This window comes from Agrobacterium vaccinii (assembly GCF_021310995.1).
Classification (GTDB): domain Bacteria; phylum Pseudomonadota; class Alphaproteobacteria; order Rhizobiales; family Rhizobiaceae; genus Agrobacterium; species Agrobacterium vaccinii.
In genome coordinates this window covers 753,419-767,642 of record NZ_CP054150.1, presented here as the reverse complement: position 1 = coordinate 767,642, position 14,224 = coordinate 753,419, and the positions used below count along the sequence as shown (strand labels likewise).

Annotated in this window: 14 protein-coding genes; 7 read left to right on the top strand and 7 right to left on the bottom strand. The window is 58.7% G+C overall.

What is annotated here, in order from left to right; translation table 11 throughout:
• Positions 1-182: 182 nt before the first annotated feature.
• Positions 183-593 (top strand): peptide-methionine (R)-S-oxide reductase MsrB, encoded by a 411-nt coding sequence (gene msrB / locus HRR99_RS03870; RefSeq protein ID WP_233122840.1) that lies wholly within the window; start codon positions 183-185, stop codon positions 591-593.
• Between the two features lie 182 nt (positions 594-775).
• Here msrB and HRR99_RS03865 read toward each other — a convergent pair whose 3' ends face one another.
• Positions 776-1,180 carry a rhodanese-like domain-containing protein gene (locus tag HRR99_RS03865; protein WP_233122839.1) on the bottom strand — a complete coding sequence of 135 codons (405 nt, stop codon included), beginning with the start codon at positions 1,178-1,180 and terminating at the stop codon, positions 776-778.
• Between the two features lie 88 nt (positions 1,181-1,268).
• Here HRR99_RS03865 and ftrA point away from each other — a divergent pair, with 88 nt between their 5' ends.
• Positions 1,269-2,261: a transcriptional regulator FtrA gene (gene ftrA, locus HRR99_RS03860; RefSeq protein ID WP_233122838.1), complete on the top strand. Its 993-nt coding sequence runs from the start codon at positions 1,269-1,271 to the stop codon at positions 2,259-2,261.
• On the opposite strand, the gene HRR99_RS03855 is transcribed toward ftrA, so the two are convergent.
• The 3 genes from HRR99_RS03855 to HRR99_RS03845 form a co-directional block, all read right to left on the bottom strand.
• Positions 2,251-2,754: a GNAT family N-acetyltransferase gene (locus HRR99_RS03855; RefSeq protein WP_233122837.1), complete on the bottom strand. Its 504-nt coding sequence runs from the start codon at positions 2,752-2,754 to the stop codon at positions 2,251-2,253. The genes ftrA and HRR99_RS03855 overlap by 11 nt on opposite strands.
• 88 nt (positions 2,755-2,842) lie before the next feature.
• Positions 2,843-3,511: a PAQR family membrane homeostasis protein TrhA gene (trhA, locus tag HRR99_RS03850; protein WP_233122836.1), complete on the bottom strand. Its 669-nt coding sequence runs from the start codon at positions 3,509-3,511 to the stop codon at positions 2,843-2,845.
• A 134-nt stretch (positions 3,512-3,645) separates the two neighbouring features.
• Positions 3,646-4,056 (bottom strand): universal stress protein, encoded by a 411-nt coding sequence (locus HRR99_RS03845; protein WP_112498431.1) that lies wholly within the window; start codon positions 4,054-4,056, stop codon positions 3,646-3,648.
• Positions 4,057-4,259: 203 nt separating this feature from the next.
• Here HRR99_RS03845 and HRR99_RS03840 point away from each other — a divergent pair, with 203 nt between their 5' ends.
• The gene (locus HRR99_RS03840) at positions 4,260-5,120 is read left to right on the top strand and encodes a VOC family protein (protein ID WP_233122835.1); all 861 of its coding nucleotides are present in this window, start codon (positions 4,260-4,262) and stop codon (positions 5,118-5,120) included.
• 110 nt (positions 5,121-5,230) lie between these two features.
• Complete coding sequence (locus tag HRR99_RS03835; protein WP_233122834.1) at positions 5,231-6,397, top strand: AI-2E family transporter; 1,167 nt, start codon at positions 5,231-5,233, stop codon at positions 6,395-6,397.
• Here the strand turns inward: HRR99_RS03835 and HRR99_RS03830 are convergent, their stop codons facing one another.
• From HRR99_RS03830 to HRR99_RS03820, 3 genes are all read right to left on the bottom strand, one after another.
• A complete protein-coding gene (locus HRR99_RS03830; protein WP_233122833.1) occupies positions 6,398-7,123 on the bottom strand; it encodes a polysaccharide deacetylase family protein in 726 nt (241 codons plus the stop codon).
• Positions 7,124-7,178: 55 nt separating this feature from the next.
• Positions 7,179-8,099, bottom strand: a complete 921-nt coding sequence (locus HRR99_RS03825) for a dihydrodipicolinate synthase family protein (protein ID WP_233122832.1) — start codon at positions 8,097-8,099, stop codon at positions 7,179-7,181.
• A gap of 160 nt (positions 8,100-8,259) precedes the next feature.
• Entirely contained in the window at positions 8,260-8,661 is a 402-nt protein-coding gene (locus HRR99_RS03820) for a DUF930 domain-containing protein (RefSeq protein WP_045231283.1), read from the bottom strand.
• Positions 8,662-8,897: 236 nt separating this feature from the next.
• Here HRR99_RS03820 and HRR99_RS03815 point away from each other — a divergent pair, with 236 nt between their 5' ends.
• The 3 genes from HRR99_RS03815 (at position 8,898) to HRR99_RS03805 (ending at position 14,099) form a co-directional block, all read left to right on the top strand.
• Entirely contained in the window at positions 8,898-10,997 is a 2,100-nt protein-coding gene (locus HRR99_RS03815; RefSeq protein ID WP_233122831.1) for a S9 family peptidase, read from the top strand.
• Positions 10,998-11,193: 196 nt separating this feature from the next.
• Positions 11,194-12,354 (top strand): IS4 family transposase, encoded by a 1,161-nt coding sequence (locus HRR99_RS03810; protein WP_233122830.1) that lies wholly within the window; start codon positions 11,194-11,196, stop codon positions 12,352-12,354.
• Positions 12,355-13,085: 731 nt separating this feature from the next.
• A complete protein-coding gene (locus HRR99_RS03805) occupies positions 13,086-14,099 on the top strand; it encodes an ABC transporter substrate-binding protein (RefSeq protein ID WP_233122829.1) in 1,014 nt (337 codons plus the stop codon).
• Positions 14,100-14,224 lie beyond the last annotated feature (125 nt).

Sequence of the window (14,224 nt, the reverse complement as noted above, 5' to 3'; positions counted from 1 at the left end):
CCCCCGCCGCTCTGTTTTTCGCGACACGATTTTGAGGGAATCAATTAGGGCAAGGTGGCGATGACCTCAACTGTTTTCGGACTTTAGCGGGATCACAGCAGCTTTATTGCCGGGAAAAGCCGCTTCCTCTTTTATCGCGCAGGCTGCCACACTATCTCTATGCCAAACGAAAGGATCCCCCGATGAGCGATCTCAAATCCCCGAAAATCACCAAGAGCGATGCGCAGTGGCGCGAGGAACTGACGGCGGACCAGTACCGCATTCTGCGCGAGCACGGCACCGAACGGCCGTTCACCGGCCCGTACTGGAACAGCACCGAAAAGGGACTGTACCGTTGTGCTGCCTGCGATGAGGAACTGTTTTACTCGGACACGAAATTCGATGCCGGTTGCGGCTGGCCGAGTTATTTTGAGCCTGTAAAGCCGGATGCCGTGACCGAACATCGCGACAACGCGTTTGGCATGGTGCGCACGGAAATCCGCTGCGCCAACTGCGGCGGCCACCTCGGCCACGTGTTCCCCGATGGCCCACCGCCCACGGGTCTGCGTTACTGCATTAACGGCCATTCGATGGTGTTTGAACCGCAGGAGTGATGGTGCGGTTACTATGGCTTGCAACAGCACCACCCTACCGCCGGGAACTTCGCAATCACGGCAAGACCCTACCTCCGTCATCCTTGGGCTTGTCCCAAGGATCTGCTAGGTTGCATCCGCAGAAGCGTGATTAGGCCCTCGGGACAAGCCCGAGGGTGACGGTATTGGGTGGAACTTGCCACCTATTCCACACCGCCCTTCACAAAACCAAACCCTTCATCTTCCCAACCCGTCATTCCCCCGATCATGATTTTGACGGGGCGACCCAGGCGGGCGAGCTTGAGGGCGGCGCGGTCGGCGCCGTTGCAGTGGGGGCCAGCGCAATAGACGACGAACAGCGTATCATCCGGCCACTGCGCGACGCGCTCTGCCGTCATCTCCGCATGGCGAAGGTGAAGCGCGCCGGGAATGTGCCTGCGGGCGAACACGTCCGCGGTGCCGACCACGTGCAGCAGGACGAAATCCTGCTCCCCCGCGTTCATCGCCCCGTATACGTCCCAGCAATCTGTTTCCAATGACAGCAATTTTAAAAAATGATCGGCGGCGACCTGCGGCGATGCGGCGGGAATGTCTGTGACGGTGCTCATGGGCTTCTCCTTCGTGTTGCGATGTCCAAACCTAACCCGGATGCGAAAAGACTGGCAGATGGCATGATTGCCATATATCGTTAGGATCATGACAAAACCTGGCTTCACCGCCCCACCCAACCGCCTCGTCGTTGCCCTTGCCTATGACGGGCTGTGCACGTTCGAATTCGGCGTTGCGGTCGAAGTCTTCGGGCTGGCTCGGCCAGAGATGGGCGACGACTGGTACCGGTTTGCGGTGGCGGCGGTCGATGGCGGTGAAATGCGGGCGACGGGCGGCGTCCGGTTCGTTGCCGATGGCGGGACCGAGTTGATCGAGCAAGCGGGAACGATCATCGTGCCGGGCTGGCGTGGTATCGATTGCCCTGTGCCCGAAGCGCTGTGCGAGGCCCTGCGCAAGGCGCATGACAACGGCGCACGCTTGCTCTCCATCTGTTCCGGCGTATTCGTGCTGGCGGCAGCGGGTCTGCTAACGGGCCGCAAGGCGACGACGCACTGGCGTTATACCGATGCTCTCAAGGAACGCTTCGCCCATATCGAGGTACTGCCCGACGTGCTCTATGTCGATGGTGGCAACGTGCTGACCTCGGCGGGCAGCGCCGCCGGGATCGATCTCTGCCTGCACCTCATCCGCCGTGATTTCGGCACGCGGGCGGCGAATATGGTGGCGCGAAGGCTGGTGGTGCCGCCGCACCGGGACGGCGGACAGGCACAATTCATCGACAAGGCCGTGCCGGACCCGCACGAAAAATCAAGGCTTGGGCCATTGCTCCACACAATGCAGGCCGATCTGACCGGCGATTACAGTGTCGCCCGTTTGGCGCAAATGGCGGGCATGAGCAGCCGTACGTTTCTGCGTCGCTTCGAGGCCGCGACCGGCACCACGCCTGCCAAATGGCTGTTGCTGCAACGGTTGGCGAAGGCCAGGGATCTGCTGGAGACGACCGATATGGGTATGGAAACGCTGGCCGAGACATGCGGCCTCGGCAGTGCCGCCAATCTGCGGCACCATTTTCGCCAGCAATTTGCCACCACACCCGCGAGCTATCGCGAGCGCTTCGGCGCAGTTCAGTTCACACCGTAGGAAGCTTGAGTTCCATGCTGGTCAGGTCCAGCCAGCGGTCGAATTTTCGACCGACCTCCGAATATCTGCCGGCAATGCGGAAGCCCAGCGCCTCATGCAGGCGGATGGATGCTGTGTTTTCCGATTCGATGGCGCCGATCAGCACATGCACGCCATTGGCTTTGGCGTGTTCGATCAAAGCCTGCATCAACAGCTTGCCTAAGCCTGCGCCACGGGCGTTCTTGTGCACGTAAATGGAATGTTCGCGGGTGTGGCGGTAGCCATCGAAGGCACGCCAGTCTCCATAGGAGGCGTAGCCTACGACAGAACCGTCCCTCACCGCGACAATGACGGGGAAGCCACGGTCCTTGCGGGCCTTGAACCACTCCTTGCGGTTCTCCAGATCGACCAGAACATCGTTCCAGATCGCCGTGGTGTTCAGCACCGCGTCGTTGTAAATTTCCATGATGCCGGGAAGGTCATCCGGGGTGGCATCGCGCATCTCGATGGTCATGCTGTTTATCCGCTGCAAATCAATGTCGCGGCCAACATAACGAAAGCTGCGGCACCGTACAGTCGTCTGGCTGTTAAATTACAGTGCTCTACGCGCTGACCGGGGCCATGCTGAAACTGGTCATCACCGCCACGTAATGCACCGCTGCCGCCGTAACCACGAAGCCGTGCCAGATGGCGTTCTGGAAGCGCAGCCGTTCCCAGACGTGGAAGATGACGCCCATGGAATAGATGACGCCACCGATGACGATGAGCCAGAGGCTGAGCGGCGGAAGATGATAGGACAGGCGATCCGCCACCATGACGCCGCTCCAGCCCATGGCGAGGTAAAGCAGAATGGTCAGGCGGTCGAACCGTCCGGGGAAGAAGCATTTCAGCATGATACCGGACAGCGCCGCGACCCAGATTCCCGCCAGCGTGACGGCAATCAACGGGTCTTCGATACCGCGCTGGAGAATCGGTGTGTAGGTGGCCGCGATGAGAATGAAGATGCCGGAATGATCCAGCCTGCGCAGGTACCATTTCACGTTGGAATGGGGCCAGATATTGTAGGTAAAGGAGATGGACAGGCAGGCCACCAGCCCCAGCGCGTAAATCCACACGGCGGCAATGGCGCTTATGCTGCCCCACAGCGTGACGTAGAAAATCAGCGCCGTCGTGCCGATCAGCGCAAAAACGATGCCTACTCCATGGACAATGCCATCAGCGACGACTTCGGGAAGGTCATAACGGCGTCCGAAGCGCCAAAGCTCACTCATAAATCTGTTCCTGCATGTTAGTTTTGAGATCATGCAGGCAATATGAGACGGGAACAAGACCACGGTTGCAAAAGGCGATCACTTTGCATTCACGCCTGTTGCAAAACGCTATGGGACCGCGGCAGCGCCTCGAACTATCGGTCCACCAGTACCGAGCATTTGGCGTGTCGCACGACCCGGTCTGCCGTTGCGCCGATGAAGTAGTTCGTCAGGTCGGGCGTATGCGAAGCGATGATGATGAGGTCGGCCTCAAGATCGGCAGCGGCGGCGAGAATTTCACGCGCGGGCGCACCGCTGCGAATTTCTACCAGCCCGACGCGGGGCGATCCCTGCTTCAACACGGCAAGCCGGTCTTTCGCGTCCTTTATGGCGTTTTCGATGAGGTCCATCGGCAGGTCGATGGCGAGGTAATTCGGCAAATCCTCGACCACGTTCAGCAGCACGATCTGACCATCCGGGTTCAGCAAGGTCTCGGCCTTTGCCAGGATTTTTTGGGCTTTTTCCGTGCCACTCAAATCAACCGGAACAAGGATCTTGTTGTACATATCGGTCTCCCTTCGATGTTGATCTGATGCTAATCTACACGTTCCCGGCACGGATGGAATTGATCGACGTCAAAGTAAGCGCGTTTCATTGTCAACACTGAGTGCACGCTGCTTCACCAAATCACTGTCTTTCGTGAACGATCATTCGCGCGCATATTGGCTCCAACGTCGCCGCAAGGGCGCAACCGACAGGAGTGCATGACATGAACGAAGACAAGATGTTCGCGGTGACGCGCCCGGCTTATGTGGGACAGGCGCATCTGGTGGTGCAGGACCTGGCAAGCGTCTCGGCCTTCTATCAGCAGATCATCGGTCTCTCGGTGCTGGAGACGTCGCCGAGCGGCGAGGTTCTGGGCGCAGGCGGCAAACCGCTGTTGACGCTGACCACAGGGCAGAACACGACGCGGGCACCGGGTGGCGCTGCGGGCCTGTTCCACACCGCGTTTCTGATGCCGACACGCAGCGATCTGGCGCTGTGGCTGACCCATGTTGCCAACAACAATGTCGCCTTGCAGGGCGCATCCGACCACCTCGTCAGCGAAGCCATCTATCTGGCTGACCCCGAAGGCAACGGTATCGAGGTCTACCGCGACCGCACACCGCAGGAGTGGTCCTACCAAGCGGACGGCACGATCAGCATGTCCACCTTGCGGCTCAACCTTCAGGAACTCTACGACAGTGCGCCGAAGGCCACCTTTGCCAAGGCTGCCGAAGACACGGCGATTGGCCATATCCACCTCCAGGTAGGCAATATCCCGGAGGCGGATGCCTTCTATCAGGATGTGCTGGGGCTGAAGATCATGGCGCGGTATCCCGGTGCAAGCTTCTTCGGCTCCGGCGCCTACCACCACCATGTGGCGGCCAACATCTGGAACAGCCGGGGTGCGCAGGCGCGTCAAGCCAATATGACAGGGCTTTCCGGTTACTCGCTGAAATTCAACGAGAAAGCAGCACTCGACACCGCGATTGCCGCCCTCGAGCGGATGGAAATCGCAACGGAGCGGCAGAGCGATGGCATTGCGCTGAAAGACCCATGGGGCATCGGCCTCAAGCTCTCGGCCTGAGGTGCTGGCGGCAAGCGCGGTTGCGTCTTTGCCGCCCCACACCGAAATTGGCCATGCACCGGAACCGGCGTACCCGTTGAGCGTTATACGCCCTGATGGGGGACTGCTCGATGAATGACCAGACGATTGCCAACCGGAAACAGGCGGAACGCAGCCTTCTTGCTGCCGACCCGAAGGATCCGTATATGCGCGGGGCTGTTGGCTCTGCGCAGGACGATGAAAGAAGCCAACAGCCGCTGGGCCGCGAGGCTCTGGATGTGGCCGTGGCTTGGTCCACCGTCGGCATCTTCGTCGTCATCATGATGAGCGTCATCCATTCTTTGTCGATCATCCTCATCCCCGTGGTCATGGCCATCGTTGTGGGCATGATTCTCGGCGTGGCCGCCACCAAGCTGAACTCCTATGGCATTCCGGGCTTTGCGGTGGCGCTCATTCTGTCGTCTGCCGTGGCACTCGTTCTGTTTCTGGTCGTCAACTCGCTGATCGACCCGCTGTCGACGCTGGCAGCAGAAGGCCCCAATATCGTCGAAAAAGCCATCGACCGCTTTTTGCCCTACCTGCAAAGCCTGCGCTGGCTGAATGTTTCCGCCGCCACCTTCAGCCTGAGTTCGATGTCGATGGAATCGTTGATTTCACGCAGCGGCGATATCATCGCCGTCATCGGCTCCAACATCACGCCTGCCATCGTCCAGGCCCTGATCTTCTTTGCAGCCTTGCTGCTGTTTCTCTACAGCCGCGTGCGCCTGCGCAAAGCCACCATCATGGCCTTCCCCCAGCGCCACCAGCGCCTGCGCACTATCCGCACCATCGGGTCCATCGAGCAGGTTTTGAGCTCCTACTTTGCCACAGCATCGATGATGTATGCGGGGCTTGGCGTCTCGATGATCATCATCGCCTATGTCGGCGGTCTCGCCATGCCTTTCCTGTGGGGGTTATTCGCCTTCCTCTCCAGCTTCGTGCCCTTCCTCGGCATCACCGCCATGACGCTGGCCCTGACGGTGGGCGGCATTCTGACCCACGACAGCCTCATCCTCGGCCTCCTGCCCGCCATCGTCTTCTTCACCATTCACCTGTTGATGGAAAACCTGGCGTTTCCGGCAGTGGTGGGAAAGAACATGGAAATCAACCCCTTCCTCGTCTTCGTCGCCATCATCTTCTGGACCTGGATGTGGGGTGCCGCCGGTGCCATGCTGGCCCTGCCCCTCTCCCTCATCGGAATGACCGTGGCACGCGAGCTGTTTCCATCGCGCAGAGTGGTGCCGAATTTGCCGTCTTGATCAATTCGACGGAACGATAAAAGCCGGGCTGTCGAGGCGGGTGAAGATGACGCCTCTGGCTTTCAGGGCCAGCAGGCCCTTGACCACGCCTTCGCCTGCTTCGTGCGTCGGCTGGTTGATGTGGGAGATGATGACGTCGCCGTCTTTTGCGGATGCGATGTGTTTGGCCGTTGCGCCTGCGCCCAGAAGCGATCCGCCATCGCCATTGATGGAATAACCCGCGACGCGTTCGCCGAGGCGGTTGATGGTGGTCATGGATGAGGCCGTGTATTTGGCCGTTGCGCCGCGAAACCATTGCGGTTGGTGGCCCGTGGCAGCAACGATGGCGAGCCTGCCGCCTTCTACTTCTTGCTCCACAGCTGCTTGCGAACCGGCAGCAGCAATACCGTAGATCGAGACGGGCTTATCGACGGCGGGAATGTGGTTTTCGCCGTGATTTTCAAGCTCGAACAGGTCGGGGTGCGACAGCATCACCGCAAGCGCTTCGGGGTTGTGCTTGAGCCAGCGGGCGGTGACGAAGATGGTGGCGGGTATTTTCTCGTTTACGAGCGTATCGAGAATGCGAAAATCCGTCTTGCCCATGCAGGCATCCAGCGTGATCGCAACGCGCGGAGCATGCGCCTTGCCCGGCTGCATTTTCAACGTCGGCTCCAGCAGGCCGGAGCTCGCGAAAACGGGAGACGCGACGGCGGTCAGCATGCAGGCAAGGGCAAGTTTCTTCAGCATGTCAGGTGCTTTCAATCTTCAACTGCATGGCAAATCTGCCCGCAAAGTGCCGGAATTATGGCGTGGCGTTGGGCAGGCCATCCAGTTCTGCAAGCTTTGCCAGCGCCTCTTCCACCCGCGCGCAATCGCTGACGCTGAGGGGCATGACCGGCAGAGGTGGCTGGCGGTGGGTGAGCGACAGCAGGTTGGCGGCGGCATAGACCACGCGGAAGCTGCCGAACTCCTTGAACAAGGCCCAGAGCGGTTCGAAGTAAGCGCTGATCCGCTGAACTTCGGCGCTGTCGCCTGCCTGTGCGGCGCGCAAAAGCCGCAATGATGGCACCGGCAAAAGGCCACCGATGACGCTGTACCAGGCGTCTGCCCCTTGCAGCACGGCGTCGGCACAGCCCCAATCACCGCTATAGCCAATGGAGAAATTGTCGCCCAGACGCGGGCGCAGACGCTCCAGTTCCGGCTTGAATTCCATGTTTGGCGCCAAGGGCATTTTCACCGCCAGGATATGCGGGATGTAAGCCAGCCGCACCAGCAGCTCGTCGGTGAAGGTAAAATGGGTGGTGGACGGGTTGTTGTAAATGCAGAGCGGCAGGCTGGTGGCACCGGCCACCGCTGCGAAGTGGTGATAGACCTCTTCCTGCGTCAGCGGGGCATAGGACACCGGTGCCAGCAGCAGCGCATTCGCGCCTGCCGCTTCCGCATCCTTTGCCAGCAGGACCGCATCGTTGGTGCGCAGCGTGCCCACGCCGACGAGAAGAGGACGGCTGCCTTTCAGGCACTCCGCTGCCGCTTCCACGGCCCGGCGGCGCTGTTCGCGAGAGAAATAGACGTAGCTTCCCGTACTACCCAGCAGGCCGATGGAATCCACCTGCGCGGCCCCTGCCCTGTCGATCAACCGCGACAGTGCCTCGACATCGACGACGCCTTCTTCATCCGCCGGTGTCAGCGGAAACGCCGAAAGCCCGTGAAAACGCACACTCATGCAACCTGCCCCTGAAAAACCCTCTCACACAAGGATTAGTCGGCAATTCAGCAGGCGGCAATATCAATAAGAAATCAGTTAGATATCGTTGCGGATTGGCAACTGGCAGTCTCTCTGCCCTCATTCCTGTGCGCGTCACAGGAATGAGGGACGTTGTGGCTCAATCATACAGATAATGCTTCGCCCACTGCGCTTCCGGCACCTTGTCTCCCACCTTGTAATCGAAATCCTTGATGCCAAGCGTGGACGTCGTGATCTGGCATTTGTAGCGCAGGCGGAACCATTCGCCGCCGCTTCTGAACACGGCGCCGGAGGCCTTGATGCTGTCGGAGGTTACATCCGGGTCGCCGAAGGCGTAGGCGATGACCTTGTCGGGCTTCATGCCCTTCTGTTCCTTGGCGATGCGCTCCATGGCTTCGATGTCGCAACGCTGCTCGAGGCGTTCTTCCGGGGCAAGCACGTTCAACTGTCTGAGAACATTGGCATCGATGGCAAATGCGGGCATGGCCGCAGGCAGGCCGGCCAAGGTTGCAAGAAGGGCGACGGGGAGAAGCTTTTGCATGGGATCCTGTTCGGGCTCTTCGTTTCTTCTTTTTGATTCGCTGGGCAAACCCACTGATCGACAGCATCGACATGGATGTGTCAGATTTGCGATCTAGTATGAAATTGTGATGGAAAGCTGACAGAATTGTGCCCGTGTTCGGTTTCACCCCGACAAGATTTCGACCTTGATCCACCTGCGGTGGCACTCTACATCTTTGGCTACGCAGACTGATTTCCCATGAAAGCGAGTTTCCCTTGTCCATTTTCAAGAACCTGCCCGCAACGCCCGTTGCAGCGAAAAAGCCGACCACCGATACGCATCACGGCATAACGCGCACGGATGATTATGCGTGGTTTCGCGCCGACAACTGGCAGGCGATGTTCAAGGACCCGACGCTGCTGGACCCCGCCATCCGCACCCATCTGGAAGCCGAGAACGCCTATATGGAAGCGGCCATGGCCGATACCAAGCCGCTTCAGGAAAAGCTGTTTGAGGAGATGAAAGGCCGCATCAAGCAGGATGATTCATCCGTGCCGGTGAATGACGGTCCCTATGCCTATGGCACCCTGTTCGTGACCGGTGGCGAGCAGCCGCATTATTTCCGCACGCCGCGCGGCGGTGGCGAGAAGCACGTTTTGTTGAACGGCGACAAGGAAGCCGAAGGCAAGGATTATTTCCGGCTCGCCGGTCTCGACCAGACCAGCGATCACAGTCGCGGCATCTGGGGTTACGACGACAAGGGTTCGGAATATTACACGCTGCGCATTCGTGAGCTGGAGAGCGGCGAGGACCTGGCCGACGTGATCGAGAACACTGCCGGTGGTGGTGCATGGGCGCCGGATGGCAAGAGCTTCTTCTATTCGCTACAGGACGAGAACCACCGCCCATCGAAGGTCTTCCACCACATTATCGGTGAGCCGCAATCATCCGACCGATTGGTCTATGAGGAAAAAGACCCCGGCTTCTTCATGGGCGTGGGCGCATCTGTGCTGGACGATTTCATCTTCATCGATATTCACGACCACGAAACCAGCGAATACCGCATTCTCTCCACCAAGGATTTGACAGCCGAGCCGCAGATCGTGGCGGAGCGTGAGGAAGGCATCGAATATTCGCTGTGCGAGGGCGGCGATGTCTTCTACATCCTGACCAATGACGGCGATGCCAAGGATTTCCGCATCTGCCAGACGCCGGTCACGGCTCCGAGCAAGGAAAATTGGACCGAGGTCGTGCCGCACGAGCCGGGCCGTCTCATCCTCGATATCGACGCCTATGCCCGCCATCTGATCTGGCTGGAGCGCCGCGATGGCCTGCCGCGCATCGTCATTCGCGACCGTGTGAGCGGTGAGGAACACAGCGTTGCCTTTGATGAGGAAGCCTATTCGCTGGGTCTGCATGGTGCCGCCGAATACGACACCAATGTCATCCGCTTCAGCTACTCTTCCATGACGACGCCGAGCCAGCTGTTCGATTACGACATGGTGACGCGTGAGCGCACGCTGCTGAAAACGCAGGAAGTGCCCTCCGGTCATAACTCTGACGACTACGTGACGCGCCGCATCATGGCGACATCGCATGATGGCGCGCAGGTGCCGGTTTCCCTGCTCTACCGGAAGGATACGCCGCTGGATGGTTCTGCCCCTTGCCTGCTTTATGGTTACGGCGCTTACGGCATTTCCATCCCCGCGTCCTTCAGCACCAACAATCTGTCGCTGGCCGATCGCGGCTTCGTCTATGCTGTGGCCCATATTCGCGGCGGCAAGGACAAGGGTTTCGAGTGGTACGAAACCGGCAAGATGGAGCACAAGCAGAACACGTTCAAAGACTTCATCGCGGCGGCCGACCATCTGGTGAAGGACGGTTTCACCTCCTACAGCGGCATCATCGCGGAAGGTGGTTCTGCCGGTGGCATGCTGATGGGCGCGGTGGCCAATATGGCACCGGAGAAATTCGCAGGCATCATCGCTGCCGTTCCCTTCGTGGACGTGCTGACCACCATGCTGGACGACACCCTGCCGCTGACGCCGCCGGAATGGCCGGAATGGGGTAACCCGCTGGAGTCCGAAGAAGAGTACCAGTGGATCGCAGCCTATTCGCCTTATGACAATGTCGGTGCGAAGCCCTACCCACCGCTTCTGGCCATTTCCGGCCTGACCGACCCGCGCGTGACCTATTGGGAACCGACCAAGTGGGTGGCGAAGCTTCGCGAGCACACGACGGGTGAAGCGCCCATTCTGCTTAAGACAAATATGGCGGCGGGGCATGGCGGCAAGTCCGGGCGGTTCCAGCGGTTGGAAGAGATTGCGTTTGAGTATGCGTTTGCGTTGAAGGTGGCGGGTAAGGCTGGGGTTTGAAGGCCAATAGGCTCACGTTCGTCATGCTCGGGCTTGTCCCGGGCATCTACCAACGTTGCATCCGCAGGAGCGTGATTAGATCCTCGGGACAAGCCCACTGCTGTCCGGTTTAAATTTGTAGACACGGCGCACGGTGTTGATTCTATTCGTATTCAAACGTTTGGCGACGATTTGGACACGAAAGAGGGGCAACACCGTGCGGCATCACAATAGCGTTTTTCATGATCTTTTGAAGCGCATTTCCTGGTCGACCTTCGAGCGGCTTGTGGATGAGCATGGTACCGATAAGCATATCCGGCGATTGTCCACCAAGAGCCAGTTGATCGCCCTGCTGTATGGGCAACTGGCCGGCGCTGTCAGCTTGCGCGAGATCGAAGGTGGTCTGGAAAGCCATTCGACACGCCTTTATCATCTCGGCGCACGCCCGGCCTCACGTTCGACACTGGCTGATGCCAATGCCAAACGCTCAAGTGCGGTCTTTACCGGTCTGTTTGCCGAGCTGGTCGCACGAGCCGGGCGCGGGTTGCGACGGGCCGTCGGCGAGGCGACCTATCTGATCGATGCCACGAGCCTTCGCCTTTCCGGTGCAGGATCGCAATGGGCGCGGTTCTCCCATCAGGCTTGCGGGGCCAAGGTCCACATCGTCTATGATGCGGGCGCAGAGCGACCGATCTATGCCGCCGTCACACCCGCCAATGTCAATGACATCACCGCCGCCAAGGCCATGCCGATCGAACCGGGCGCGACCTACGTCTTTGATCTGGGCTATTATGATTTCTCGTGGTGGGCCAGGATGGATCAGGCCGGATGCCGCATCGTCACCCGCTTCAAGTCCCATACACCCTTGACGGTGTTGCATGAGCAGCCGCTGGAGGACGCGGATGCAAACGGTGGTCGCATCCTGTCGGATCGCATTGGTCTGCTGCCTGCCCGTCAGGCCGGCAACCGCAAGAACCCGTTCAGCGACCCGGTTCGCGAGATCACGGTGCAAAGCGATACCGGCAAGGTGCTGCGGATCCTGTCGAACGATCTCGATGCCACTGCGCAAGAGATCGCCGATCTCTACAAGCGCCGCTGGGCTATCGAACTGTTCTTCAAATGGGTCAAGCAGACCTTGAAGATCAAGCATTTCCTGGGTGTCTCAGAAAACGCCGTGCGCATTCAGATCACCGTGGCCCTCATCGCTTTCCTGCTTCTGCGCATGGCGCAGGCAGACCAGAAGACCATCAAAAGCCCCTGGATCTTCGCCCGCCTCGTGCGGGCCAACCTCATGCATCGAAAAAGAACAGACAGTCTTCTAAAACCACCCAACAGCAGCAGATGCCACAATGACCAGCTGATGCTCCAATGGACATAAGTTTAAACCGGACAGCAGTGGGTCAAGCCCGAGGATGACGGCTAGCCGTTTTGCACTTGCTTAGGGCAAAGGCTGCTATTTCAAGCCGGACGCCTACCGTCGTCATGCTCGGGCTCGTCCCGAGCATCTGCCACGTATCATCCGCAGAAGCATGATGAGATCTTCGGGACAGGCCCGAGGATGACGAACTCGGGATTTCTTGGAGAAAAATACCTCCTAAAATGATTTATTTGAGATTTTTTTCCACAAAAAATCAAATCATCAGTTTATTTGAATGTATCTTCAAAATTAATTGCATTTTAATTTTTCAAGAAATTTAAATCTACGTTTTATCAGTATAATATAACCATCCAAAAGTATTACCCATCCACAAAAATGGTTCCGCAGCAATGTGCATGGCTGCAATGCGGCATTTTGCGTTGCAATATCATCTTCTCGCCGTATTATAAAACCCGTTGACATATTTACGCGCTTTTCGCCGCTGCGACTGCGGCTCTTTTCGTCGCTGTCGAGCGACTTTTCTTTGACGGGTTTCCACTCGTCTTTCCGCGCATGTCATTTCGTCCTGGGGCTTTCGCTGGCGCATGCTGGCGGAACTCACGCTCCATGGCCTTAGCTCTGCGTTCTGGCAGCCGATATCGTTGATGTCGCGCCGGCGCTTTGGCAGGCCGGGCTCTGCAGTGCCCCGGTATGCCTCACATAAACACTGCATTAGACTTGGGGGTCTTACAATGAAGAAACTCCTCGCCTCGACCATTCTTGTCACGGGCTTCACCCTTGCCGCCGCCGCTGGCGCAAGCACCGCCAACGCCGCTGAGACCTGCGGCAATATCTCCATCGCCGAAATGAACTGGGCATCTGCGGGTGTCGCGGCTTATGTCGATAAGTTCATCATGGAAAACGGTTATGACTGCACGGTCGATATCGTGACCGGCGATACAACACCGACCTTCACCTCCATGAACGAAAAAGGCCAGCCGGATATGGCGCCTGAGATGTGGGTGAACACGCTGGGCGCGCCTTACGAGGAAGCCATCAAGTCCGGCAATCTCATTCAGGACGTCAAGATTCTGAGCGATGGCGGCATCGAGGGATGGTGGATTCCGAAGTATCTGGCTGATGCACATCCCGACATCAAGACGGTTGAAGATGCGTTGAAGCATCCCGAACTGTTCCCCGCCCCCGAAGATGCCAGCAAGGGCGCCGTCTTCGGTTGCCCTCCCGGTTGGGGTTGCCAGCCAACGACGGCCAATCTGTTCAAGGCGCGCAAGGCGGAAGACAAGGGCTTTACCCTCGTCGATACCGGCTCGGCTGCGGGTCTCGATGGCTCCATCTCCAACGCTTACGAGAAGAAGCAGGGTTGGCTTGGCTATTACTGGGCACCAACGGCGATCATGGGCAAATACGATATGGTCAAGCTGGATGACGGTGTCGAACTCGACCGCGAGGCCTACGACACCTGCATCGCCAAGGCCGATTGCGCCGACCCCAAGCCGAACGCCTATCCCATCGCGGACGTCTTTACCGTCGTGACCAAGGAATTCGCCGAAAAAGCTGGCCCTTCAGGCGAATACGTGAAGAAGCGCCAGTGGGATAACGAAACCCTGGCGAAAATTCTGGCCTGGATGGATGAAAACCAGGGCACCAATGAAGACGGTGCAGCGTATTTCCTCGAGAACCATGAGGACATCTGGACGAAGTGGGTTTCGCCCGAGGTGGCTGAGAAGATCAAGGCTTCGATGTGATGTGAGTGTGTTTGGGGCTGCGGTTTGATCGCAGCCCTTGAATGCGTGGCTTACCCCCCTCTGCCCTGCCGGGCATCTCCCCCACAGGTGGGGAGATAAGCAAGGCGCGCCGACATCGCTCCACT

Coding starts and splice junctions, on each gene's coding strand:
- msrB (WP_233122840.1), top strand. CDS start 183: ATGAGCGATCTCAAATCCCCGAAAATCACCAAGAGCGATGCGCAGTGG.
- HRR99_RS03865 (WP_233122839.1), bottom strand. CDS start 1,180: ATGAGCACCGTCACAGACATTCCCGCCGCATCGCCGCAGGTCGCCGCC.
- ftrA (WP_233122838.1), top strand. CDS start 1,269: ATGACAAAACCTGGCTTCACCGCCCCACCCAACCGCCTCGTCGTTGCC.
- HRR99_RS03855 (WP_233122837.1), bottom strand. CDS start 2,754: ATGACCATCGAGATGCGCGATGCCACCCCGGATGACCTTCCCGGCATC.
- trhA (WP_233122836.1), bottom strand. CDS start 3,511: ATGAGTGAGCTTTGGCGCTTCGGACGCCGTTATGACCTTCCCGAAGTC.
- HRR99_RS03845 (WP_112498431.1), bottom strand. CDS start 4,056: ATGTACAACAAGATCCTTGTTCCGGTTGATTTGAGTGGCACGGAAAAA.
- HRR99_RS03840 (WP_233122835.1), top strand. CDS start 4,260: ATGAACGAAGACAAGATGTTCGCGGTGACGCGCCCGGCTTATGTGGGA.
- HRR99_RS03835 (WP_233122834.1), top strand. CDS start 5,231: ATGAATGACCAGACGATTGCCAACCGGAAACAGGCGGAACGCAGCCTT.
- HRR99_RS03830 (WP_233122833.1), bottom strand. CDS start 7,123: ATGCTGAAGAAACTTGCCCTTGCCTGCATGCTGACCGCCGTCGCGTCT.
- HRR99_RS03825 (WP_233122832.1), bottom strand. CDS start 8,099: ATGAGTGTGCGTTTTCACGGGCTTTCGGCGTTTCCGCTGACACCGGCG.
- HRR99_RS03820 (WP_045231283.1), bottom strand. CDS start 8,661: ATGCAAAAGCTTCTCCCCGTCGCCCTTCTTGCAACCTTGGCCGGCCTG.
- HRR99_RS03805 (WP_233122829.1), top strand. CDS start 13,086: ATGAAGAAACTCCTCGCCTCGACCATTCTTGTCACGGGCTTCACCCTT.